This is a genomic window from Pseudomonas sp. dw_612 (assembly GCF_018449725.1).
Lineage (GTDB): Bacteria > Pseudomonadota > Gammaproteobacteria > Pseudomonadales > Pseudomonadaceae > Aquipseudomonas.
This window is the reverse complement of sequence record NZ_JAAVVC010000005.1, coordinates 191,484-215,107: the sequence shown is the minus strand read 5'-3', so window position 1 is coordinate 215,107 and position 23,624 is coordinate 191,484. Positions and strand designations below refer to the sequence as shown.

Annotated in this window: 17 protein-coding genes; 7 read left to right on the top strand and 10 right to left on the bottom strand. The window is 61.5% G+C overall.

What is annotated here, in order from left to right:
* The first annotated feature begins 44 nt into the window (after nucleotides 1-44).
* The 5 genes from metE (at nucleotide 45) to HB680_RS10385 (ending at nucleotide 6,193) form a co-directional block, all read left to right on the top strand.
* A complete protein-coding gene (metE, locus tag HB680_RS10405; RefSeq protein WP_213938381.1) occupies nucleotides 45-2,357 on the top strand; it encodes a 5-methyltetrahydropteroyltriglutamate--homocysteine S-methyltransferase in 2,313 nt (770 codons plus the stop codon).
* Nucleotides 2,358-2,597: 240 nt separating this feature from the next.
* Nucleotides 2,598-3,617 (top strand): alpha/beta hydrolase, encoded by a 1,020-nt coding sequence (locus HB680_RS10400; RefSeq protein WP_213938380.1) that lies wholly within the window; start codon nucleotides 2,598-2,600, stop codon nucleotides 3,615-3,617.
* Between the two features lie 199 nt (nucleotides 3,618-3,816).
* Nucleotides 3,817-4,482: a DsbA family oxidoreductase gene (locus HB680_RS10395; protein ID WP_213938379.1), complete on the top strand. Its 666-nt coding sequence runs from the start codon at nucleotides 3,817-3,819 to the stop codon at nucleotides 4,480-4,482.
* 110 nt (nucleotides 4,483-4,592) lie between these two features.
* Entirely contained in the window at nucleotides 4,593-5,288 is a 696-nt protein-coding gene (locus tag HB680_RS10390; protein WP_213938378.1) for a hypothetical protein, read from the top strand.
* Nucleotides 5,285-6,193, top strand: coding sequence for a hypothetical protein (locus HB680_RS10385; RefSeq protein WP_213938377.1), 909 nt, complete (start codon nucleotides 5,285-5,287; stop codon nucleotides 6,191-6,193). Before HB680_RS10390 ends, HB680_RS10385 begins: the two co-directional genes overlap by 4 nt.
* Before the next feature lie 56 nt (nucleotides 6,194-6,249).
* On the opposite strand, the gene HB680_RS10380 is transcribed toward HB680_RS10385, so the two are convergent.
* The 5 genes from HB680_RS10380 to HB680_RS10360 form a co-directional block, all read right to left on the bottom strand.
* The gene (locus HB680_RS10380; protein ID WP_213938376.1) at nucleotides 6,250-7,638 is read right to left on the bottom strand and encodes a sigma-54 dependent transcriptional regulator; all 1,389 of its coding nucleotides are present in this window, start codon (nucleotides 7,636-7,638) and stop codon (nucleotides 6,250-6,252) included.
* Nucleotides 7,628-9,400, bottom strand: a complete 1,773-nt coding sequence (locus HB680_RS10375; RefSeq protein WP_213938375.1) for an ATP-binding protein — start codon at nucleotides 9,398-9,400, stop codon at nucleotides 7,628-7,630. The genes HB680_RS10380 and HB680_RS10375 overlap by 11 nt, the downstream gene beginning before the upstream one ends.
* Nucleotides 9,401-9,513: 113 nt before the next feature.
* Complete coding sequence (locus HB680_RS10370; RefSeq protein ID WP_213938374.1) at nucleotides 9,514-10,392, bottom strand: alpha/beta fold hydrolase; 879 nt, start codon at nucleotides 10,390-10,392, stop codon at nucleotides 9,514-9,516.
* Entirely contained in the window at nucleotides 10,389-11,783 is a 1,395-nt protein-coding gene (locus HB680_RS10365) for an aminotransferase class III-fold pyridoxal phosphate-dependent enzyme (protein ID WP_213938373.1), read from the bottom strand. Before HB680_RS10365 ends, HB680_RS10370 begins: the two co-directional genes overlap by 4 nt.
* On the bottom strand, nucleotides 11,776-12,474 hold the full coding sequence (locus HB680_RS10360) for an HAD-IB family phosphatase (protein WP_213938372.1): 699 nt from the start codon (nucleotides 12,472-12,474) through the stop codon (nucleotides 11,776-11,778). Before HB680_RS10360 ends, HB680_RS10365 begins: the two co-directional genes overlap by 8 nt.
* 217 nt (nucleotides 12,475-12,691) lie before the next feature.
* Between HB680_RS10360 and HB680_RS10355 the strand changes: the two genes are divergently transcribed.
* Nucleotides 12,692-13,444 carry a MipA/OmpV family protein gene (locus HB680_RS10355; RefSeq protein ID WP_213938371.1) on the top strand — a complete coding sequence of 251 codons (753 nt, stop codon included), beginning with the start codon at nucleotides 12,692-12,694 and terminating at the stop codon, nucleotides 13,442-13,444.
* A gap of 202 nt (nucleotides 13,445-13,646) precedes the next feature.
* Here HB680_RS10355 and HB680_RS10350 read toward each other — a convergent pair whose 3' ends face one another.
* Nucleotides 13,647-14,048 carry an EamA family transporter gene (locus HB680_RS10350; RefSeq protein ID WP_213938370.1) on the bottom strand — a complete coding sequence of 134 codons (402 nt, stop codon included), beginning with the start codon at nucleotides 14,046-14,048 and terminating at the stop codon, nucleotides 13,647-13,649.
* Entirely contained in the window at nucleotides 14,041-14,415 is a 375-nt protein-coding gene (locus HB680_RS10345; protein WP_213938610.1) for a transporter, read from the bottom strand. The genes HB680_RS10350 and HB680_RS10345 overlap by 8 nt, the downstream gene beginning before the upstream one ends.
* Nucleotides 14,416-14,659: 244 nt before the next feature.
* Here HB680_RS10345 and HB680_RS10340 point away from each other — a divergent pair, with 244 nt between their 5' ends.
* Complete coding sequence (locus HB680_RS10340) at nucleotides 14,660-19,960, top strand: DUF6543 domain-containing protein (RefSeq protein WP_213938369.1); 5,301 nt, start codon at nucleotides 14,660-14,662, stop codon at nucleotides 19,958-19,960.
* 14 nt (nucleotides 19,961-19,974) lie between these two features.
* Here HB680_RS10340 and HB680_RS10335 read toward each other — a convergent pair whose 3' ends face one another.
* From HB680_RS10335 to HB680_RS10325, 3 genes are read right to left on the bottom strand one after another with little or no spacing between them, the layout of a single operon-like run.
* Nucleotides 19,975-20,304, bottom strand: coding sequence for a GlpM family protein (locus tag HB680_RS10335; protein ID WP_213938608.1), 330 nt, complete (start codon nucleotides 20,302-20,304; stop codon nucleotides 19,975-19,977).
* 8 nt (nucleotides 20,305-20,312) lie between these two features.
* A complete protein-coding gene (locus HB680_RS10330; protein WP_213938368.1) occupies nucleotides 20,313-21,641 on the bottom strand; it encodes a sigma-54 dependent transcriptional regulator in 1,329 nt (442 codons plus the stop codon).
* On the bottom strand, nucleotides 21,638-23,539 hold the full coding sequence (locus tag HB680_RS10325; RefSeq protein WP_213938367.1) for a sensor histidine kinase: 1,902 nt from the start codon (nucleotides 23,537-23,539) through the stop codon (nucleotides 21,638-21,640). Before HB680_RS10325 ends, HB680_RS10330 begins: the two co-directional genes overlap by 4 nt.
* Nucleotides 23,540-23,624 lie beyond the last annotated feature (85 nt).

The following is a 23,624-nucleotide window of genomic DNA, read 5'->3' as shown; positions in this document are numbered from 1 at the left end:
TAGCGCCATGTTTTCACACCCTCTTTTATAGGAAGCAACTCACCATGGCTCTGGCCCACACACTCGGTTTCCCACGTATCGGCGCTGACCGCGAACTGAAAAAAGCCCTCGAATCCTACTGGAAGGGCGATCTCGATCAGAACGCGTTGAAAGCCGTCGGCCGCCAATTGCGCGCCACTCACTGGCAATTGCAGAAAGACGCCGGCATCGATTTGCTGCCGGTTGGCGACTTCGCCTGGTACGACCAGGTGCTGAGCCATTCCCTGGCCTTCGGCGTGGTGCCCGAGCGTTTCGACAGCACCCTGGATGCCAGCGGCCAGCCGACCCTCGACACCCTGTTCGCCATGGCCCGTGGCGCGACCACTGCCTGCTGCGGCGGTGAACACACTAAAGCGCAATACGCCCAAGAGCTGACCAAGTGGTTCGACACCAACTACCACTACCTGGTCCCGGAATTCAGCGCTGACCAACCATTCAAACTGAGCTGGGAACAGCTGTTTGACGAAGTCGCCGAAGCCAAGGCCCTGGGCCACAACGTCAAACCGGTGATCATCGGCCCGCTGACTTACCTGTGGTTGGGCAAGGCCAAAGGCAACGACTTCGACAAACTCGAACTGCTCGAACGCCTGTTGCCGGTCTACAACGAAATCCTCGGCCGCCTCGCCGAGCAAGGCGTGGAATGGGTGCAGATTGACGAACCAATCCTGACCCTCGACCTGCCGCAAGCCTGGAAAAATGCGTTCGAACGCGCCTACCACATCCTGCAATACTCGCCGCTGCGCAAACTGGTAGCCACGTACTTCAGCGGCCTGGAAGACAACCTCGGCCTGGCCGTCAGCCTGCCGGTGCAAGGTCTGCATATCGACGCGGTGCGTGCGCCGGATCAACTCGGCCAGGTGCTGGATCGCTTGCCGACCTACAAGGTTCTCTCGGTGGGCCTGGTCAACGGTCGTAACGTCTGGCGTTGCGAGTTGGAGCAGGTGCTAGCGCAACTGCAACCGGCGCAAGAGCGCTTTGGCGACAACCTGTGGGTCAGCAGTTCCTGCTCGTTGCTGCACAGCCCGGTGGACCTTGAGCGCGAAGACAAACTCGACCCGGAGCTGAAATCCTGGCTGGCCTTCGCCGTGCAGAAGTGCGGTGAAATCGCCGTGCTGCGCGATGCGCTCAACGATCCGCAATCACCGAAAGTGCAAGCCGCGTTGGCTGAAAGCCGGGCGATCCAGGCCAGCCGCGCGCAATCGCCGCGCATCCATAAAGCCGAGGTCCAGGCCCGCATCAACGCCGTCGGCGCCAAGGACAGTCAACGTCATTCGCCGTTCGCCAAACGCATCGAGCAACAACGGGCGCGCCTGCAATTGCCGGCGTTCCCGACCACCACCATCGGCTCGTTCCCGCAGACCGGTTCGATCCGTCTGGCGCGTCAGTCCTTCAAGCAAGGCAAGTTGTCGGCCAACGATTACACCGACGCCATGCACAGCGAAATCCGCCACGCGGTGCAAGTCCAGGAACGCCTGGGCCTGGACGTGCTGGTGCACGGTGAAGCCGAGCGCAACGACATGGTCGAGTACTTCGCCGAACAACTGGACGGCTACCTGTTCACCCGTTTTGGTTGGGTCCAGAGCTACGGTTCGCGCTGTGTGAAACCGGCGATCATCTACGGCGACCTGAGCCGCCCGAACGCCATGACTGTCGACTGGATCACCTACGCGCAAAGCCTGACCGACAAGGTCATGAAAGGCATGCTTACCGGTCCCGTGACCATGCTGATGTGGTCGTTCCCGCGCGAAGACGTGTCGCGCAAAATCCAGGCGCAGCAACTGGCCCTGGCCCTGCGCGACGAAGTGACGGACCTGGAAAACGCCGGGATCAAAATCGTGCAGATCGACGAAGCCGCGTTCCGCGAAGGCTTGCCCCTGCGCCGGGCGCAATGGCAGGAATACCTCGACTGGGCCGTGGAAGCCTTCCGCCTCACCGCGTCCGGCGTGCGCGACGAAACCCAGATCCACACCCACATGTGCTACAGCGAATTCAACGACGTGATCGAATCCATCGCGGCCATGGACGCCGACGTGATCACCATCGAAACCTCGCGCTCGGACATGGAATTGCTCGAGGCCTTCGAAGCCTTCGACTACCCGAACGACATCGGCCCCGGCGTGTATGACATCCACTCGCCACGGGTGCCGGACACGGCCGAGATGGTCAAGTTGATGAGCAAAGCGGTGAAGCGCATTCCGGCTGAGCGCCTGTGGGTCAACCCGGACTGCGGCTTGAAGACTCGCGCCTGGCCGGAGACTGAGGCGGCGTTGGTGAACATGGTGGCGGCGGCGCGGCAGTTGCGCAGTCAGTTGGCTTAAAGTCCTGCGGCGCCTGGTCGGGCGCCTTCGCGAGCAAGCCCGCTCCCACAGGTGATCGCGTTTCTTCAAGGGGAGTGCGGTCGAATGTGGGAGCGGGCTTGCTCGCGAATGAACGATAACGCGGTCTCAAAAATGACCACTCGGCAATCTTCATCAAACTGTCACGCAACTGTGGCAGCGCGCTTGAACAAACTTCATCAGACTCGCGCTCTACTGGGGTTCTGCGTTTCGGTGTTTTTAATGCGTGTATTTTTCTTTCTGGCGGCGCTGCTTTTAAGCCTGCCTTCCTTCGCGGCGAGCCGTTGCGATGTCAACGTGGCGACTGAACATGTCGATCTGGATCAGGTAAGCCTGGCGTACCAGAGCATTGGTCGTGCGTCCGATCCCGCGTTGTTGCTGGTGATGGGCCTGGGCGGGCAGTTGATCCACTGGCCGGACGAGGTGGTGGTGGCCTTGTGTCAGCAGGGCTTTCGCGTGATTCGCTATGACAACCGTGACGTGGGGTTGTCCACTTGGCGCCAGACGCCGGAAAACGCCAACCTGGCCTTTGAAGTGTTGCGCTACAAACTCGGCTTGCCGGTTGCAGCACCTTATACCCTTACCGACATGTCAGAAGACGCGCTCGGACTGATGGACGCCTTGCACATCGAGCAATTCCACGTGTTGGGCGCGAGCATGGGCGGGATGATCGCCCAGCACATGGCGGCCATGGCGCCGCAGCGGGTCGAGAGCCTGACGTTGATCATGACCAGTTCCGGGGCCGAGGGCTTGCCGGCGCCGAGTGCGGCGCTGGTGCAATTGCTGTCGCGCCGGGGCGCGCCGAATCGCGAAGTGGCGCTGGAGCAGCAAGCCGATTTGCTCGCGGCCCTGAGCAGCCCAACCGTGAGTGATGATCGGCAAGTGCTGCTGCAACAGGCCGCGGCGTCGTATGACCGCGCGTTCAACCCCGAAGGCGTGAAGCGCCAGATCATGGCGATCCTCGCCGAGCCGAGCCGGGTGGCGCTGCTCAACCAATTGCGCGTGCCGACGCTGGTGGTGCACGGCACGGCGGATCCGTTGTTGCCGGTGATGCACGGCGTGCACCTGGCGGCGCACATTCGCGGCAGTCAGTTGAAGCTGATCCCGGGCATGGCCCATCGGTTCCAGGAAGCCTTCAAGGCACCGCTGCTGGCGGCGGTGTTGCCGTACTTGCAGTCCCACCGCGAAGACACCTCGCATTGGGCGCAGATTGAGCCGGTGGCGTCGCCGAACCTCCTGTAACACCCCAATCCAACTGTGGGAGCGGGCTTGCTCGCGAAGGCGGTGGGTCAGCTGCATTAATGTCGGCTGACACTCCCTCTTCGCGAGCAAGCCCGCTCCCACAGGGGGTTTTCGGTGGCCGCAGGGATCTGCTGCAACCCCAGCCCCGTCAGGTGTATCGTTCAGCTTTTGCAGCCCGATTCAGCCTGTGAGGTATGCGATGAGTAACTCCCTGAAAATCGATTTTGTCAGCGACGTGTCCTGCCCCTGGTGCGTCGTCGGCCTGTATGGCCTGACCAAGGCGCTGGACCTGTTGGGTGACGAGGTCCAGGCCGAGATCCGTTTCCAGCCGTTCGAACTGAACCCGAACATGGGCCCCGACGGTCAGAACATCACCGAACACATCAGCGAAAAGTACGGCTCCACTGCGGAGCAATCGCAGAAAAACCGCGAGATGATCCGCGCCCGCGGTGCCGAGGTCGGGTTTGCCTTTCGCACCGACGGCAGCAGCCGCATCTACAACACCTTCGACGCCCACCGCTTGCTGTACTGGGCCGGGCTGGAAGGGTTGCAGTTCAACCTGAAAGAGGCGCTGTTCAAGGCGTATTTCACGGAGGGCGGTAACCCGTCCGATCCCGCCCAACTGGCGCAGATCGCCGAGAGCGTAGGACTGGATCGGCAGCGCGCCGAGGCGATTCTGGCGTCGGATGAATACGTCAGGGAAGTGAAAGAGGAAGAGCAGTTGTGGCTGTCCCGGGGCGTGAGTTCGGTGCCGACGGTGGTGTTCAACGGCCAGTACGCCGTGACGGGCGGGCAACCGGTGGAAACGTTTGTCGGGGCGATCCGGCAGATCATGAGTGAGGCCAAGGGCGGGAAGGTGAACTGATTTCAGCGCCAGCCAGAGGTATGTGACAAAAAAATATCAATGTGCCACTACCGTTGATACGATTGCTGCCGATAAAGGCAGCATCGTTTTCAATCATAGGGACTTGATCCATGAACTTTCACGCTCTACGCACCTGGGCCGCCATCACATTATTGGCCTGTCTGACCCTCACCGGCTGCGCCCACGTTCAACCTCCCGTAGCGCTGGACCAACAATTCTGGGATGCCAAAGAGCCGACCATCGGCGTGGCAATCACCGTGCTGCCAGAGCCGATGCTGGCGTTGACCGGTAACCAGGGGATTCTCGACTACGCCATCAATCGCGGCATCAACAGCAAGCTCAGCGACACCGTTGAAAGATGGCAAACCCGCGACCTCAACACCTTGCCGGATGCCATCGTCGCCAAATTGCAGGCCAAGGGCTACAAGGCCAAGCGCATTGACGAACCGGTCGATCTGCAGAAGTACAAGGAAGCCAGTTTCCGTGAGGGCTATACGGCCCGCGACTTGACGCCAATCAAAGCGGCTTACGGTGTTGATCGTCTGCTGTTGGTCAACGTCTTCGCCACCGGTGCTACCCGCAGCTACTACAGCATCGTGCCGACCAGCGTACCGATGGCCCAAGTGTCCGGGCAGGGCATGGTGGTCGACCTGGCCGACAACAAACTGCTGTGGTTCCAACCCTTCGCTGCGGTACAAGCCGCCCAGGGCGAGTGGGATGAGCCGACTTACACCAACCTGTCCAACGCCTTCTATCAGGCCATGGACAATAGCCGTCAGCAAATGATCACCCCGTTCGCCCAATGAAACGTCCAGGCGTGGCGACCGCTGCGCTGGCGTTGCTGATGCTGGCCGGTTGTGCGCAAAAACCGGGTCCCGAACCCGGTTTCAAGGATCAGGGAGCCCTGCCCTACGTCCTGGCCCACGGGCTTAAGGTCGATGTGCAATTGCCGCCGGCGTTTGTCGGCGCCAGCACGGTGATTGATGCCAAGGCTGCCCAGCGGGCGGCGACGTCGAGTTATAACCTGGTGGCGAGCTCGGGCAACACGGCGGGGCTTGCCGGCTTGCTGGTGGCCAGCGTGATCAGTACGCAAATGGGCAGCGGCACGTTGCAGCGCGATGCGGAAAAAACCGCGCTCAACGAGGCGCGGCCGATGGCTGACTTGCTCGCCGGCGTGCCGTTGCAGGAGCGCCTGCAACAGCGCTATCAACAGGCGTCGCAGGTGGCCGGGCTCAAGCAGGGCGAGGGCCAGGTCACCGCTCGTTTGTTGATCGAACCCCAATTGCTGCTCGGCCCTGATCGCGGCAGTTTTGTACTGATCAATCAGGTGCAGGTTCAGGACATTGCCGGTTCGGCGTTGTATCGCATGCGCATCGAAGTGGCCAGTCAACCGATCCGCCGTTGCGGCAGCCAATGCATCGATGACGGCGCCCTTGATCTGGCCAAGGTCACGGCGGTGCTCGATGAATGCATCGACGAGTCCATGCGTGTGTTGGCCACCGACCTGATGCAGCCGACACCGCCGGCGGCGGCCCAGGAAACCTTGCGTTATGTACTCGATGGCCAACGGGTGGTCGAGCGGGGTTATCAATTGGCCAACAACGGCAGTTATTGGCGCTATCGCAATCTCTATGGGGCGGTGAAGTCAGTGCCGGTGCCGTTTGAAGACGCCATGAGCCAGACGCAGTTGCAGAAGGTTTACGGGCAGTAACGCCGCGGCTTTTGATGATCGTTCCCACGCAGAGCGTGGGACGATCAGCGGGGGGCTTAGCGGACGATTTTGTCCACATGAATCCCCAGTTTCTTCAGCCGATACCAGAAGCTGCGCTCGGAGATCCCGATCAGTTGCGCCGCCGCAGCCTGCACGCCATTGCTCTGTTGCAGCGCCGCCAGAATGTAGGCTTTTTCGACTTCCGCCAGCGCCGCTTCCAGGTCCGCCGGCACGCCGTTGTGTTCAATCAGCACGCCACTGTCGGCGGGCCGTGAGGCGAACAGATAGGCCGGCAAATCATCCTCTTCAATCACCGACCCACTCGCGACAATCGTCGCGCGTTCCACGCAGTTCTGCAGTTCGCGAATATTCCCCGGCCACGAATAATTGGCCATCGCCTGCAACGCCTCCGCGCTGAAACCGCTGAAGCGTTTGCCCGCCGCAGCGCCCAGGGTATTAGCAAAATGCCGGGCCAGCGGGGCGATGTCTTCGACCCGTTCGCGCAGGGCCGGCAGCGGGATCGGGAACACGTTGAGGCGGTAATACAGGTCTTCGCGAAACTCTTTGTTCGCCACCGCATCCAGCAGGTTTTTATTGGTGGCGGCGATCACTCGCACATCCACCTTGCGCTCGCGCGGATCGCCCACCGGCTCGATCACTCGCTCCTGCAACGCGCGCAAGATCTTCGCCTGCAAGGCCAACGGCATTTCGCCGATCTCATCCAGAAATAATGTGCCCTTGTCGGCCTGCTGAAACCGCCCGATCCGATCCGCCACGGCGCCGGTAAACGCGCCTTTGCGATGGCCGAACATTTCGCTTTCCAGCAAGCCTTCGGGGATCGCCGCGCAGTTCACCGCCACGAACGGTTTGTCGGCGCGGTTACCGTGTTTGTGGATGGCCCGGGCGACCATTTCCTTGCCGGTGCCACTTTCGCCGGTCAGCAGAATCGTCGCGTTGCTTTCGCGCACCGAGTCGATGGCGTGCAGCACCCGGCGGAAACTCGGGCTGTCGCCCACCAGGCTGTCGATTTGCTGGTGTTCGTCGAGTTCGGCGCGCATGCGCTGGTTGTCTTTGAGGATGTCGCGAAATTGCAGGGCCTTGCTGACGGTGATGTCCAGTTCGTCGATGTCGAACGGCTTGGCGATGTAGTCGAACGCGCCGTTGCGCATCGACTGCACGGCGTTTTTTACCGTGCTGTAGGCGGTCATGACGATCACCGGCAACTGCGGGAAACGGCTTTTGATTTCCGCGAGCAATTGCGGGCCGTCCATGCCGGGCATGCGCCAGTCGCTGATCACCAGGTCGATGTCCTCGCACTCCAGCACTTTGAGCGCGTGCAGGCCATTGCCGGCGGTGAACACGCTGATGCCGTTCTGACTCAGGGCCGATGCCAGCAGGTCGCAGAGCTTGGGCTCGTCGTCGACCACCAGTACGTTATGTGTCATCGCTTGCCTCGTCGATGTCGTCGCCATGGGTCGGAATGTACAGGCTGAACGTAGCGCCGGCATCTTTTTCACTGGTGCATTCGATGTGCCCGTCATGGTTTTCCATGATCGAAAACACCTTGGCCAGACCGAGCCCGGTGCCGGACGCCTTGGTGGTGACGAACGGGGTAAAGATCCGTTCGAGCATGTCCGGTTCGATGCCCTGGCCGGTGTCCGCCACGCTGATGATGGTGTGCGCGGTGTCGCGGTTGATGCCCAGGGTCAGGTGGCCGCCGTCGGGCATGGCGTCGATGGCGTTGACGATCAGGTTCAGCCCGGCCTGCTTGAGCTGGCGCGCATCGGCGTACAGGGTCGCGCCCGGCGCCTGATCGTCAATGTGCACCTCGATGTTATGGCTGGCCAGTTCCGGGGCGCAAAACCCGACCAGCTCATCCACCAACGGTCGCGCCGGTTGGGTCGAGCGCAGCGGTGCGCTGGGCTTGGCGAAGTCGAGGAAATCGGTGATCAGGTCGTTGATGCGGCTGACTTCGCTGACCACGTATTCCAGATGTCGCTTGTCGGTTTCGGGCAAATCCGCGCGGCGATGCAGCAATTGGGTGGCGGTCTTGATGATGCCCAGCGGGTTGCGGATTTCGTGGGCCAGGCCCATGGCAACTTCGCCCAGTGCGTGCAAACGGTCGCGGCGGCGCAGTTGCGATTCCAGGTGTTGCAACTCGCCGAGGCGTTCGCTCATGTGGTTGAACGTGCTGCTCAGTTCCGCCAATTCATCGCCACCAGTGACCGGCAAGCGTTGGCGATAATCCCCGGCAATCACCGCTTGCACGCCGTTGGACAAGCCGCGCAACGGTTGGGTCAGGCGTTGCGACACCAGCCAGCCCACACCGAGGGAAGCGGCTGAGCTGAGCAGGAAGATCAGGATGAACAGGTTGCTCTGATTCACCAGCCCCACCAGGCTGGTGTGGCGCAACAAACCGCTGAAAATTACGCCTTGAAGCTCGCCGTTTTCATTGAGGATCGGTCGGTAGATGCCGCTGTAGCGACTGGTGAATTGTTCGGTCGGCTGCTTGGTGGTGCGCAGGATCTGTTCGATTTTTTCCGGCACCGCCGCCGGGTGATCCTCGAAACGCTGACTGGAGAAAATCTCCGAAAAGTCATCGCCCTTGGCCAGGTACAAACGCAGGTCCAGCGAGTGCACGTCGGAGACGCTGGTCAGGAAGCTGTTGTCGAGGTAGGTGGCGATCACCAGCTTGTAATCGACGCCGTTCTGTTCCGTCTCGAAGGTCGAGACCACGGTGCCAGTGGCGACACCGCCGATTTGCAAGGTTTGCATCACCGCTTTGGGCGCGGTGCTGATCTGCCGCACGATGTCATCGGCGGCGGTGCTGAACACCACTTTGTGATCGCTGTTGCGCACCAGGGCGACCACGTCGATGCCCATGGAGTCGGCGATGTCGGTGGTCAACCGGTCGTGGCGCACCGAGGCCTTATCGACAGGAGGCTGGGTGTAGCGCAAAAACAACTGCGCGGCCCGGGCGTTGTCCCGCAGGATTTCGCTGATTTCGTCCTCGACGATCTTGGTCGATTCCTGCAGCCAGATGCGCACGTTGCTGTCGAAAATCTGCGACAGCGTGGTGGCCGCCAGTTCCGCAGCGATCATGGTCGGGATCACGCTGACCAGCCAGAAGGCCAGGACCAGTTTGCGTTGCAGGCTCCAGCCGGAGAGGGCGAAGGGGCGGGCGTTGGCGGGACGGTGTTTGGTCATCGGGTTTCGCTTGTCGAAAGCCATGGCGGGAGAAATTGTGAGTCCTGGTTCACTACAGTAGCCGACATTGCCCCGCCGGTGGCGACCCGTCTGCAACCGGGTTCGCTACGGGCTCAGGCCAGTTGCCGATATTCCCGGCGCAACGGGGGCGCCGTGATTCGCTGTTGGATGAAACGTTGCTGGATAAAGTCCACGCTCAGTTCAATTACCCGGCGGTATTGCAGGTCGACGGTGATCATGTGATAGCAGTCGTCCAGCAACACCTTGACCACCGGCCCGCCGAGCTTGCGTTCGACGTAATCGGCGTTCCAGCGGCTGGTGATGTCGTCTTCGATGGAGTGCAGCACCAGCGCTTGGGTGGTGATCGACGGCATGCATTTTTTCACCACCGCGTTGAGGCGATGCAGTTCGCGCACGGTGACGCCTTCCATGGTCAGCAAACCGGCGGCGCTGCTTTCGCCTTCCTTCATCTGGCGTTCGACGATGGCGCGCAGGCGTTCATTCTTGATGCCGTAAGGCGGTTTTTCTTCGAAGCTGCAAAGATGCACGCCAAACGGAATTCGCATCAGCAATGGCGTGAGGAATGCCAGTTTGTTGATGCTCCAGCCGTCGTAGCGCAGGGTCGTCGAATACAGCAGCAAACCTTCAATCTGCCCCGGATGTTCGGCCGCCAAATACATCGACAGCACCGCGCCCATGGACAAGCCGCCGACGAACACGTGCTCGTGTTTACGGCGTACGCCGACGAAGGTGTTGCGTGCGCTTTCGTACCAGTCGCGCCAACCGGTGGCTTGCAGGTCGGCGTTGCCGCCGCAGTGCCCGGCCAGGGTCGGCACGTAGACCGTGTGCCCGGCTTTCGCCAGGCCCATGGCCACCCGACGGAGTTCCGTCGGGGTGCCGGTGAGGCCGTGGATCAACAACACCGCGACCTCGCCCGAGCCGAGAACGAAACCGGCGCTGCCTTCGCCCATGTCGATCTCATCGTGCATCATCTTTTCATCGCCCGGTGCAGCAAGCGGTCGAGGAGGGCGATACCCAGGTCGATTTCCGGGTAGCTGATTTCCAGCGACGGTGCCAGGGTGATCACGTTCTTGTAGTAGCCGCCCACGTCGAGGATCAGGCCCAGGCGTTTACCGTCGATTTCGATGTCGCCCTTCATGCCTTCGTCGACCATGAAATCCAGGGTGGCCTTGTCCGGCGTGAAGCCGTCCGGGCCGCAGATTTCGCAGCGCAGGGCCAGGCCCAAGCCATCGACGTCGCCGATGATCGGGTAGCGTTTCTGCAAGTCTTTCAGGCCTTCGAGGAAGTATTTGCCCTTGGCCATGACCATCGCGCCGTAATCGACTTCGCTGGTCATCTTGAACATTTCCAGGCCCACGGCCGTGCCCAACGGGTTGGAGGCAAACGTGGAGTGAGTCGAACCCGGCGGGAAGATTTTCGGGTTGATCAGTTCTTCCTTGGCCCAGATACCGCCCAGCGGATTGAGGCCGTTGGTCAAGGCCTTGCCGAAGACGATCACGTCCGGTTTGACGTCGAAGTGCTCGATCGACCACAGCTTGCCGGTGCGCCAGAACCCCATCTGGATTTCATCGACCACCATCAGGATGCCGTGCTGATCCAGCACATGCTTGAGTTCGCTGTAGAAGTTCATCGGCGGAATCACGTAGCCGCCGGTGCCCTGGATCGGCTCGACGTAGAACGCGGCGTATTCGCTCTGGCCGACTTTCGGGTCCCAGACGCCGTTGTATTCAGTCTCGAACAGACGGGCGAATTGCTGCACGCAATGGCTGCCGTATTCTTCCTTGGTCATGCCTTTCGGGCCACGGAAGTGGTATGGGAACGGGATGAAATTGGCACGCTCGCCGAAGTGGCCGTAGCGGCGGCGATAGCGGTAGCTGGAGGTGATCGACGACGCGCCGAGGGTGCGGCCGTGGTAACCGCCTTCGAAGGCGAACATCAGGCTTTTGCCGTTGGTAGCGTTGCGCACGACCTTCAACGAGTCCTCGATCGACTGCGAACCGCCAACGTTGAAGTGCACGCGACCGTCGAGGCCGAACTTGTTCTTCGCATCGACCGCGATCATTTCCGAGAGCTCGATCTTGCCTTTGTGCAGGTACTGGCTGGCGATCTGCGGCAGGGTGTCGATCTGCTGTTTCAGCGCGTTGTTCAGGCGCGGATTGGCGTAGCCGAAGTTGACCGCCGAGTACCACATTTGCAGGTCGAGGTAGGCCTGGTCTTCGGTGTCCCACACGTACGAGCCTTCGCAGCGGCTGAAGATACGCGGCGGGTCGATGTAGTGAACGGTGTCGCCGTAGGAGCAATATTTGGCTTCTTTATCCAGAAGGATCCGGTCTTCGGCGGTCGCGATTCGAATATCAGACATGATGGAAGAGTTCCTGTGTTTCGACGTTGAAAGGGGTGGCGTTGGCGGCACTGGCGGCAGGCAATCTGGCCAGCAGGGCCGGGAGTTCGGCGAAGCTGTCGAAGCGCGCATAGGCGATGCCGCTGCGCTCGCAGTGCTCGGCCAGGCGATCCTTGGCGAACACGAAATCGGCGGTGGCGGCCACGCACATGTCCGACTGGCCGTCGCCGATCACCAGCACCCGTTTGCCCTTGGGCGTGGACTTGCATTTGCAATTGCCGGACGCGGCGCGGCAGGCGTCGCTGGAATACGGGAAGTCGATGCGCCAGCTTTCGTGGCCGAGTTGGCGCAAGCGGTTGGCGAGGATCGGCAGCAGGGTCACGTAGTGGCGCGCGAGGATCCGCGCAATGCCTTGCTCGATGCCGTCGCTGACCACCTCGAGGCTGGCACCGAGGCCAATCACGTGATCGACGAAGTCGGGGAAGTCCGGGTCGATTTCGATCGTGTCGAAAAACGCGAGCAATTCGGTCGGCGTAGCCTTGACCAGCGAGAGCTGGCGGCTGAGGCATTCACGGGAACCGATGTCGCCTTGCAGCCACTCGTTTTCGATCGCTTCCCAGCTCGGGTCGGCGAAGCGTTGGAGGATGCTGTCGATCACGTCGGTGCGGGTGATGGTCCCGTCGAAATCACACACGATATGCCAATCATTCATCTCATTACCTATTGGGCAGGGCGCGCTGTCTGCGCTTGCCAAAGGGGTAGAGCAGGGACTGTGCCAATCGGGTTTGGCCCCGTATTCATGGGGTTCTGGCGGGTATATGTGTCGACGAAGCTACAATTTTTGTAGGTTGCTACAAACAACATGAGTGCTTGCGCAGGGCAGGCTAAAAGAGGATTGATGCGCGCATATCTTGTTAAGGAAAGGCCTCATGTCGAGGATTACCGTTGCTCTGTTTGCGGCGCTGACGTGTTTGTCGGCCAATGTCCTGGCCGATGGCATTACCGGTGAGGCGGGTGCGGGGCTGAGCTATCAGCCTCACGACCCGACCGGTAGCCGCCATGAAGTCCGGCCGGTGCCGTACTTCGATCTGGACTGGGGCGATGTCAGCCTCAGCACCGACGACGGGCTGACCTGGAGCGCGTTGAAAACCAACGGCTTCAGCGCCGGGCCGTTTTTGAATTACCTGCCCGGGCGCACCGCCAATGGCAATTTGCAGGGCTTGCACGATGTGCCGGACATGGGCGTCGTCGGTGGGTTCGTGCAGTACGCCCCGGCTGATTTCTGGCGGGTGTTTGCGTCTGTTGGCGAGGCGGTCGGCGGGCCGGATGGCGTGGTCGGGCGCGTGGGCGGCGAGGTGGGTTATCCACTGGGAGGCGGGGTGATTGGCAGCAGTAACCTGACCGCGCACTTTGCCGATGCGCAGCAGAATCAGGCGTTTTTTGGGGTGAGTGGTTCAGAGTCCCAGGCTTCGGGTATTGCTCGCTACAACGCCGGGGGCGGTTTGCAGAACGTCGCGTTGACCCAGAGCTTTGAATTTCCGCTGGCCACCCATTGGTCGCTGTTGACCAGTGCCAGTTGGATTCACCTCACGGGTTCGGCGGCGGACAGCAGCATCGTTAAACAGATCGGGCAACAGGATCAGGGGGAAGTGCAGGCGGCGGTGGCCTATAAATTTGACTGACTGAGAACACCGCATTCCCTGTGGGAGCGAGCCTGCTCGCGAAGGCCATTTCCCATTCAACATTATTGTTGACTGACCCGCCGTCTTCGCGAGCAAGCCCGCTCCCACAATTGATTTGAGGTGTTCACACATTGTGCCTTCACCACAATTCCCCTGTGGGAGCGGGCTTGCTCGCGAAGGCGTCCTTGAATTCAGCGAAGATCTACGTTTGTTCACCCTCGGCCAACAACGCTATCCCGCCAATAATCACCGCCACCCCCATCCAGTGCAGCACGCTGATCTGCTCACCCAGCCACAACCACGACCCCAGCAACACCCCCACAAACACCAGCGAACTCAGGGGGAACGCCAGGGACAAACTGCTGCGGCGCAAGATCAGCATCCACACAAAGAACGCGCCGATGCCGCAACCCACCGCAAACAACACGCCGGGGTCGACGATCACGGACTGCAACCAGTGCAGGGTAAAGCTCATCTGGCCGATTTGATCGCCGCCGACTTTGGTCGCGATCTGCCCGGCACTTTCCAGAATAATCAGCAGCGCCCACAGCACCATCGTGCCCAGTCGCCCGTGCAGCCAGTCCATCGATTCAGGATCACGCATGACCGGCACACACCAGCATCACGCCCAGCGTAATCAACAGCGTTGCGAGCCAGCGTCGGCGGCTGACGGTTTCACCGAGCACGACTTTACCGGCCAACACCACGCCGCAATAGGCCAGGGCCCCGGCGGGAAATAGCAGGCTGAGCGGCGCGCGGGACAAGGCTTCGAGCCAGACGAAAAACTCCAGCGCATAGGCGCCGATCCCACCCCACAGCAGCGGTGCGTTAAACACCTGGCCCCAGAATGCGTTCAGCCGAAACCCGCCTTCGAGTTCCGGCAAACGGTCCAGGCCGAGCTTGAAACAGAGCTGGCCGATGACGTCCAGCACGATGGAAAAGGCCACCAGCAGAATGACGGTGACGGTCAGGTTGGGATCGAGGATAGGCACAGTCAGGATTCACCCTTGGCTAACACTCCGGGACACCAGCGTCATCGAGCATGACGGCCGGCCGAGAAGGCTGCTGGGTGAAATGCAAGGGCCGGGCCACTCAACCTACACAGTTTGTAACCGATGCGATAACTATGTACCGCCCGGCGGCGGCGCCAAGTTCTTCTAATGCGGCCTATAGCGGTGGGGATCGGCCTTGCCGCCAACATGATCAGGCCCTCGGATGGACAAATCAGCCGCTGAACATACCGCAATTCTCGACCTGCACTTCGATGCCCTCAAGGACCGGCCACGCCGCGACGAACGCCTGTTTCTGGCGGCGGCACAGCGCTGGGAGGAGGCGCGCCAAGCGTTTCTTGAGCTCATGGCAGACTCGCCCGATACAGGCCGCTTGATCGGCCGACTGGATTTCAAATCACGCCTCAACCAGCGCTGGGATGCCTGGTGGGCCGAACGTGCACCGGGTACGCCGGTATCCCGGTGGGAGCGGGCCACTCAATTGTTTCGAGCGCACTTCGGCGCAGTCGCACAGTTGACCTTCGCGCAAGGACAGATCCCCCCCGAACAATTGAAAACACTGGAGGCGTTGGTTGATCCAGCGCAAACAACCGAGGGGCAGACACTGGCCATCACTGAGCGCCTGGGGGGCACGGCTGAGTTGCAGGATGCCGAGTGGTCCGCCGTGCTGGTGATCACCACGACCGACGGGCCGCTGCTTTATCTGCCCGCCCGGCAGCCCGCCTTGCTGTCGTTCAAGCAGCGTTTGGCACTTGAAGAACACTTGAGCCGGGAGCGTCTGTCCCGCCACGCGGTTGGCGCTACGGTGCCGCCGTCAATCCTGGCCGACAGTCCGCAGAGCGATCCCTTGCTGGCGGCGATCACTCGGTGGCGTTCGCAGCGCATCGAGGCGCAATTGGACGCAGTGCGCCGGGTCCAAGAGGGCACGCTGACGGAATCAGAGGCGAATGAGTGGGACCGACAGCACCGGACGCTGTTTGCCTCGGCACCGGCGTTGACCGGGTTAGCGATCGCCGACGAGTATGACGACGCGGACGTCGTGCCGTTGTTCGGTTCGTTGAGCGCCAACGACCTGACGGGTGATCAGCACAACGTGCTGGAGCCGCAACGACAAGCCATCGAAGCCTTGCTCGATGATCCCCAAGGCCTGCCGGACCGAGCGCGCCTGCTGCCGCTTCAGGAGCAGCTTGAGGCACTGAACCGGGCGGAAGAGGACGCCCATAAGGCGGCGACCGCATTGCTGGACCGACGCCCGGCCACGCGCATGCTCGAACTGCGCCAGCGGCCCAACCCGCATTACGATGCGTTGTACCGAGCCCGGTTGGCGGGTTTACGCGCCGAAGCCGCCGTGCAAAGGCTGTTAGGGCACATCAGCGAAGAAGAGCACGGCTGGCTCGACGCGGTGCTGGATCATCCTGCACGCGCCGACCGCAAAGAGGAGGTGACCGCTTCGCGGTTGAGCCTGTCGTTCGGTGACACGGAACATGCAACGCTGGACGGTCCGCTGGTCATCACCCGCGAAGCCTCGGGCCACGGCTTGTTGCTTTATTGGCCCGGCAGTGCTGGCGGGTTGCAACGGTTCGAGTCGCAGGCGGCGCTGGAGCGGGCGGTGTTCAAACTGCACGCCATCGATCCCGGGTTGGCGTTGCACCTGACACCTGTGGAAAGTGACCCGTTTGAATACGGCTTGCAGAAGCAGTTGTATGCCTGTGAAGTGCGGATTGCCACGCTGCTGGCTGATTTCCCGGTGCCGGCTTATCAGGAACAGCGCCGGGTCGAACTGGAAAAATGCGTGCTGGAAACCGTCGATGCCCTCGGCGTGCCAGTTCATGAAGCCCGAGAGCACGCTTACGCCGAAATCCTTGAGCAACAGCAGACGCACGTCCTGGCCGGTCACATGCCGCAGTGGCTCAGCCGCGCCTCTGATACTGAACGCGGGCGGCTGAAGACTGCGATCAAGGCGTTCATCGCGGCGATGAAACGCTCCCATGCACTGATCGAGCGTGACTTGCCGCACCGCGACGATTTCGCTGGCAAGCGGGTCGAAGAATGCCTGTGTCGGGACTTCTCGCTCACGCAAGGTTTTAGCGTGACCCTGGACCTGCCGGACTCGACCACGTGGCAAAAGATTTTGGTGGAAGGGGCGGCGCCGGGCACGCCGCAAAAGAATATTCTGGTGGCCAGTGCCCAGCGCAGTCCCTGGTCGATTGCCCAGCTGGCGAACAGCAATATCGATCAGTCGCTGTGGTGGCGAATGTCCTTGATGAAGGTCGCGGTCAGCGCCGATTCGGCTACCGAACGCACTACTCTGATCAACGGCATCACTTCGTCGTACCTGCGCACACTGGTCACGGAACTGGACCTGGCCGGGCATTACGAGGGTCTCATTTACCGGGCCTTCACGGGTTCTCCGACGGCGCCCGCCTTCAGCAACGAGCATCGTCGCGAATGTCTGGCCGAACCGTTTCGCCTGATGCTGAACATGCGCGGCGACTCGGCCCTGTTGCAAAAACAGATCGAACAGAACGGTTGGCAGATTCTGAGCACCGCCATCGACGCCAGTACCGCCCAGGCCTACGCGGCCAATGGCCAACGCATTGTGTTACGCCCGGCCCGCCTGACCGTCGGCGGTTCTGACACACAGGACGGGGCGACCGGGTTATCGGGGGTGACGTTCATAGAAGAGCAGGTCAGCGGAGTGACGTTGCTCTACCTGCCCGACAGCCCTGACGGGCAGTGCTTTTATCAACGGGCCAGTCTTGAATTGGCTCGCCAACTTCTATTCAACCTGTGTCTGCGCCCGGACATGGTCAATTACCTGGCCGGTCGCGCAGTGATCGGCGATTTCAACCGCCATGTCAGCCGGATTGACCAGGCGCGCAAGATCAATTTCGATGCCTTGATCGGGGTCGGCGTACCTTGGCCGGCGACCACCTCGCTGGCCGTTCATCTGCTCAACGCCCACATGGGACGCTTGATCGAAGCGCACCGCGCGACGTCGCGCTCCAACACCGCGTTGTACCTGGAGCAGTACGCGTTGCAGGGCGGCCTGATGTTCAATTACCTGAAAATGGCCTTGGGCATGGTGCCCTTTGTCGGTGGCGCGATTGCGCTGTATGACGCCTGGGACAACGCCAACCTGGCGGTGGCGGCGTTCTTGCGCGGCGAAGTGGGCCATGGCCTTGCGCAACTGGAATCGGTGCTGTTGTCCTTGATCGACGCGGCGATGGACATCTTGCCCGGTGTGGCCAGCGGCCCGAGCCTGGCGCGGGCATTGACCCGGCAACGGCAGGCCAGCGCCTTGATCAACGGTGCCACCTTCCATCGTCCTTCCTTGCGCAAGGCTCGACGGCTGAAAGATCGGTTTGAGGGTTATGAATATGAGGGGTCGATTTCCCTGGTCGGACTGCAACCGGCCAGCGAAGGCCTTTATCGCAATGTGTACCGGCACGCCCTCGGCGACTTCATTCTTCGTCAGGGGCGTGTGTATCAAGTCAGGTTGCTGGACCGGACACTGCGTCTGTATGGCACTCGCAGAAGGGCCTATCAACAACCGATTGCCATCGACGAAGCGGGCCACTGGGACACCTATTTCGCGGTACACGGTGCGTTGTTCAGTTCGGGACTGCCCGGTGGCGGAAATCTGGCCGGGCATCTGGCCGATGGCCTGGACCCGATCTGGCCGGCCTTCATTCGTCGATGGCTGCCGCGCTGGTTGACCGATCAGGCCTTACGGCATCAACGTCGGCTGGAACATTCGATCGATGCGCTGTCGCGGCAACTCCATTCCCAACACCAAAGCCATAACGTGGCGATCCGGCGGTACCTGGACGGTGACGATGCAACACGTCGCTCGCTCTTGGACTCGGTCAACGCCGGATGCATCAACGACATTGAACTGGCTATCCAACGGCATGAGCAGTTGAACCAGATGTTGTCCCTGAGTCATGGCAACCGTCGTCATGAAACCCAGGAACTGCTGAGCCAGTCGGCGATGGTGGTGGTCGAGCGCACCCTGCATCGCCTCGACCTGGCCCGGGATCGCAGTCTGCATTACTTGGACGACATCGCTGCCGTGACTGATCAGATGGTCAAGCTCCCAGCGGGCAGCCTCGACGCGTCCCTGAAATTTTCCCGGCAAATACGCCAGCTACGCGTGAAGCTGATCGATGAACTGCAAGAGATCGACGCCCACGTTGCACAACTTGATGTCTGGCGTCGCCGCGTCAAATTGCGCGCGGACAAATCCAACGTTACCGAGGATCTGGAACGCATCGACAGCACGTTGTCCGAAGCGACGCGCGACTACGTCAAAACCCTGAACCATTTGTCCATGCTCACCCGCTATGACCGGGTCTTCGATCCTGCCTGGCCATACCTGCACGGGCGAATGGGCGAGGCTCGCACCAAGGTGTATGAGGCGCTGACCAGTCAACACAGCCTGCCCGACGTCATTGCCAACGTGAATCGGCGCAATCAGATACTGAGTGAGTGTTTGCAGGAGTATGAAACGTTCGCTCGTGACCTCACGGTGTGGGCGGCGGGATATGGGCAGCATTTCGATTTGCCTTGGGTGGCACCGACATTGGAGCTGCTGCACAAGATGGGCAACCATGCGCGCCACGGCATCAAGAACGGCATCAAACCGTCAGCCAACGCCAGGAACAGCGGCAAGGAAATCTTCGAAACCGATGGCAATCGTCTGTTGATCGGTAAAAAAGAAGTGGACCCGCTGACCCGGCAAACCCGCTTTACGCTGACCGGTGAAGACGGCCGCGTTGAACACTGGCTGCCCGCCAGTGCCGGCAAGTACCGACGTCAGGTGCCGTCAGGCGTTGTTCAGCCTGATGAGGTGGTTGACGTTCCGGCATTATTGACCGAGGCCCGACAGCGTCTCGCGGCGCTGGATGGCTACCGGCTGAAGGTCGAAGGTTATGCCCGTCAACAGATGTCGCCGGCCAACCTTGAATACATGATGACCAGCGAAGCGGCGGAACTGAGCCTGCGTGCCCGGCGAATCGGCCGGGCGTCTGCACAAGAGCCAATCATTGCGCAGTTGAATGCGAAGGCCCAGGCGCTGATTCAGGAAGGCCGTGACCTGCGGGTGGCGCACACGCTGAAAAGCAAGACACCGACCGAAGGCTATCTGGAGGATTTGCATCAAGCGGCAACACCGGGGCAGCCGATCATTGAAATCCGCAAGGTCGGGACATTGGTGGACCTGGGCCGGCGCGCCGATGGCCGGCCGGACTTCCTGCAAGAGTTTGAGGTGCTCGACCTGACCCAGGGCGTGCCCCGGGTCGTGTGGTACGCGCACTTTCATTTCGGCACGGCCGACCCGGTGTTCAACCGGTTCGACAAGGCGCATCTGAAACTGCCCGAGCAGCGCAACCTGGGCTTGAAATGGCAACAGAAACAGGCCCGCGACGGCGCGGCGGTCGACCCGATCTGGCGCGGGTCGATTGGCAAGCCGTTGGCGCTCCGCTATTTCGAAGCGTTGTTCTGATCGGCCGGTGTGGGTCAGCTGTGTAACCTGACCCACACCGACACCAGCACGCTGGCCGCCATCAGCCAGGCCACCGCCGCCACGGCCAGCGAGGCTTCCAGGCGCATGCGGTCGACCATCACGTACAGCGTGGCCAGGTACACGAAGTACGGAATGATCGACCACATGCCAAACACGATGGTGGTCTTCAAATCGTCCAGCGAACGGCCCTTGCCGACGATGTAATGCGCAATCAGCGCGAAGGTCGGGAACAGCGGCACCAACCCGGCGATGTAATAGTTTTTGGTCTTGGCCAACGCGGCGAGAATCAGCACCACGCCTGCACCGAGTGCGGCTTTTAGAATCAGGTCCATCAGTGGCTCAGCCCGTACTTTTTCACTTTGTCGAATAGCGTGGTCTTGGCCATTCCCAGTTCCAGGCTGGCCTGGGTCAGGTTGCCGCCGCTGCGCTGCAAGGCGTCGTTGAGCAGGTTGCGTTCGAAGGCTTCCACCGCTTCGGCGAAGGCCAGGCCCTGATTGCTGCCGCTGGCACCGGACTTCTTGAAGGCCGGCAAACCGAGGGCGAACCGCTCGGCGACGTTGCGCAGTTCACGCACGTTGCCCGGCCAGTCGTGGCTCATCAGATGGGACAGGGTCTGGTTATCCAGCTCCGGCACTTCGCGGTCAAAGCGCAGCGATGACTGCTGCAAGAAGTGCTCGAACAGTTGCAGGATGTCTTCGCGACGTTCGCGTAACGGGGGCAGTTCCAGGGTCACCACGTTGAGGCGGTAATACAGGTCGCTGCGGAATTCGCCCTTTTTGCTCGACTCGTCCAGGTCGGACTTGGTCGCCGCAATCACCCGGCAATCCACCGCCACGCTCTGGTTCGAGCCGAGGCGTTCGAGGGTGCGTTCCTGCAATACCCGCAGCAGTTTGATCTGCAATGGCAGCGGCATGCTTTCCACTTCATCGAGGAACAGCGTGCCGCCGTCGGCGTGTTCGATCTTGCCGATCCGCCGTTTGCCGGCGCCGGTAAAGGCGTTGGCTTCGTGGCCAAAGATTTCGCTTTCGAACAGGTTTTCCGGGAGGCCGCCGCAGTTCAGCGCGACGAACTGTTTGGTATGGCGGCGACTGAAGTCATGCAGGCAACGGGCGACCAGTTCCTTGCCGGTGCCGGTTTCGCCTTCGATCAGCACGTTGGCCGAGGTGTCGGCGACGTTGGCGATCAGTTCGCGCAGGTTCTGCATGGCGGGCGAGCGGCCGATGATTCGGCCTTCCAGAGAGTCCCGTTCCGCGAGTTGCCGGCGCAGCGAGGAGACTTCGCGGGCGAGGCTGCGTTGTTCCAGAGCGCGACGGGCCACGTCCACCAGACGTTCCGGGGAGAACGGTTTTTCCATGAAATCGTAGGCGCCTTTCTGCATCGCGCCGACCGCCATGGAGATGTCGCCATGCCCGGTGATCAGCACCACCGGCAGGCTGCGGTCGCGGGCCTTGAGCCGGGTCAGCAGTTCCAGGCCATCGATACCCGGCAGGCGAATGTCGCTGATGACGATCCCGGCAAAGTTGTCGCCGACCCGCTCCAGCGCTTCTTCGGCGCTGCCGACGCCGACGCAGGGAATGTCTTCCAGGGTCAGCGCCTGTTGGCAGCCGAGCAGCACATGGGGGTCGTCTTCGACGATCAGCACACTAAGGTCGTTGTTCATATTGGCTCGGCGGGAATGGGGCTTACCAACGGTAAACTGAGGACGAAGGTGGTACCACCGCTGGCCGGGTGCTCGACACCCAAGTGACCGCCGGTGGCCGCGGCCAGGCTGGCGGAAAGGGTCAGGCCGAGGCCCAGGCCCTGCGCGCCGGGTTTGGTGGTGAAGAACGGTTCGAACAGATGCTTGCGGGCTTCGGCGTCGATGCCGTGACCGTTGTCGCGTACCCGCAAGCGATATTTGCCATCGTACTCTTCGCCTTCCAGCCACAGCTCCGGCAGGGGTTGCGACTGCATGGCGTCGAGGGCGTTGCCGATCAGGTTGACCAGGATTTGTTCCAGCCGCGTCTGGTCGATCTGCACCTGCACATCCTTGAAGTCGCGATGCAGGTCCAGATGCGCGCATTCCATCCGACTGTTGAGCAGTTGCAACGCCGCGTCCACGGCTTTGCCGAGACTGGCCTGGCCCTTGTCGTCGCCGCGCCGGGCGAAGGAGCGCAGGCTGGCGGTGATGCGGCCCATGCGGTCGATCAGTTCGTTGATGGTTTTCAGGTTGGTGCTGGCGACGTCCAGTTGACCCCGTTCCAGGAAACGTACGGTGTTGCCGGACAAGGTCCGCAGCGCGGCCAGCGGCTGGTTCAATTCGTGGGCGATGCTGGTCGACATTTGGCCGATGGCCGCCAGTTTGCCGGCCTGGACCAGTTCATCCTGGGCCCGGCGCAACGTCTCTTCGGCCTGGCGCCGTTCGCGGATCTGGCCCTTGAGCCGTTCGTTGCTGGCCCGCAGGTCGGTGGTGCGTTCGGTAATCCGACGCTCCAGTTGATTGTTCGCTTCCTGCAAGGCTTCCCGGGCGGCGAGGCGGGTGGCGATGACCTTGCGCCGCTCGTTCCAGGCGATCAGCAGGAACGCCACCAGGGCAAACGCCACCGCCACCAGAATCCCCTGATTGATCGCTTCCCGGCGCAAATCCGCCAAAGGCGTGAGCAGGGTGAAATTCCACGGCGTGTCGCTCAAGGGGCGGGTCTGGGCCAGGTAGGTGATGTCCTGGTCGTCGGAGGCCAATTCGCTGTTGGCGGGGAAGGTCAGTTTCTCCACGCCTTCGGCCAGGGTTTCCCGGGCCAGCGGTTGCAATTCGTTCAGCGGGAACCAGTAGTACTGCAGGCTGCGGGCGAGTTTTTCCTTGGTTTCGTCACTCAGCGGCACCACGGATTTAAGCCGGCGTGCCGGATCGCTGGAGAGAATGATGATGCCGTTCTCGTCGCTGACGAAGGCTTCGAGGCGGGCGCGCTGCCAGCGTTCTTCCATGGCTTCCAGCCGGACTTTGACCACGGCGACGCCGATGATCTTGCCGTGTTCTTCCAAGCCATGGGCCAGGTAATAACCGGGTTCGCCATTGGTGCTGCCGATGCCGTAGAAGCGCCCCGGCTGACCGCGCACGGCGTTCTGGAAGTAGGCACGGAAGGACAGGTCTTCACCGAGGTAACTGTCGACATCGCGCCAGTTGCTGGTGGCCAGCACGCGACCGGTGGTGTCCATGACGTAGATGGCCCGACTGCGGCTGCGCCGGTTCAGGCCCTCAAGGTAATCGTTGACCGTCTGCCGGGTTTCCGGGGTCGGGTCGTCCAGCAGCTTTGAAACACTGGATTCGAGTTCCAGCAGGCTGGGCAGGTAGGTGTACTTGCTGATCTCGCTCTCGACGGCGCGGGCGTGCAGTTCCAGCTGACGCTGGCCGTTCTCGCTGAGGCTGCGAATCCCGTAATGCTCACTGACCCAGAAGCCGATATAACCCAACCCAATCATCAGGGCGATGACCAGCGGCGGCAGGAACAGATGGCGAATCAGGCGGGGTTTCACGGCGAGTGATGGCGGCGCTGCGCGATAGAGAGTGGGGTCGCATTTCATCACAGATGCCTTGGGTCAACCACAACACAAATCTACAAGCCAACACCGACCCCCTGTGGGGGCGGGCTTGCTCGCGAAAGCGGTG

What these genes read in the sequence shown, in the direction of transcription:
- HB680_RS10385 (WP_213938377.1), top strand. Translation starts at nt 5,285, where the DNA reads ATGAAACGTCCAGGCGTGGCGACCGCTGCGCTGGCGTTGCTGATGCTG.
- HB680_RS10365 (WP_213938373.1), bottom strand. Translation starts at nt 11,783, where the DNA reads ATGTCTGATATTCGAATCGCGACCGCCGAAGACCGGATCCTTCTGGAT.
- HB680_RS10390 (WP_213938378.1), top strand. Translation starts at nt 4,593, where the DNA reads ATGAACTTTCACGCTCTACGCACCTGGGCCGCCATCACATTATTGGCC.
- HB680_RS10355 (WP_213938371.1), top strand. Translation starts at nt 12,692, where the DNA reads ATGTCGAGGATTACCGTTGCTCTGTTTGCGGCGCTGACGTGTTTGTCG.
- HB680_RS10380 (WP_213938376.1), bottom strand. Translation starts at nt 7,638, where the DNA reads ATGACACATAACGTACTGGTGGTCGACGACGAGCCCAAGCTCTGCGAC.
- metE (WP_213938381.1), top strand. Translation starts at nt 45, where the DNA reads ATGGCTCTGGCCCACACACTCGGTTTCCCACGTATCGGCGCTGACCGC.
- HB680_RS10330 (WP_213938368.1), bottom strand. Translation starts at nt 21,641, where the DNA reads ATGAACAACGACCTTAGTGTGCTGATCGTCGAAGACGACCCCCATGTG.
- HB680_RS10325 (WP_213938367.1), bottom strand. Translation starts at nt 23,539, where the DNA reads ATGAAATGCGACCCCACTCTCTATCGCGCAGCGCCGCCATCACTCGCC.
- HB680_RS10395 (WP_213938379.1), top strand. Translation starts at nt 3,817, where the DNA reads ATGAGTAACTCCCTGAAAATCGATTTTGTCAGCGACGTGTCCTGCCCC.
- HB680_RS10360 (WP_213938372.1), bottom strand. Translation starts at nt 12,474, where the DNA reads ATGAATGATTGGCATATCGTGTGTGATTTCGACGGGACCATCACCCGC.
- HB680_RS10350 (WP_213938370.1), bottom strand. Translation starts at nt 14,048, where the DNA reads ATGCGTGATCCTGAATCGATGGACTGGCTGCACGGGCGACTGGGCACG.
- HB680_RS10340 (WP_213938369.1), top strand. Translation starts at nt 14,660, where the DNA reads ATGGACAAATCAGCCGCTGAACATACCGCAATTCTCGACCTGCACTTC.
- HB680_RS10370 (WP_213938374.1), bottom strand. Translation starts at nt 10,392, where the DNA reads ATGATGCACGATGAGATCGACATGGGCGAAGGCAGCGCCGGTTTCGTT.
- HB680_RS10375 (WP_213938375.1), bottom strand. Translation starts at nt 9,400, where the DNA reads ATGACCAAACACCGTCCCGCCAACGCCCGCCCCTTCGCCCTCTCCGGC.
- HB680_RS10400 (WP_213938380.1), top strand. Translation starts at nt 2,598, where the DNA reads ATGCGTGTATTTTTCTTTCTGGCGGCGCTGCTTTTAAGCCTGCCTTCC.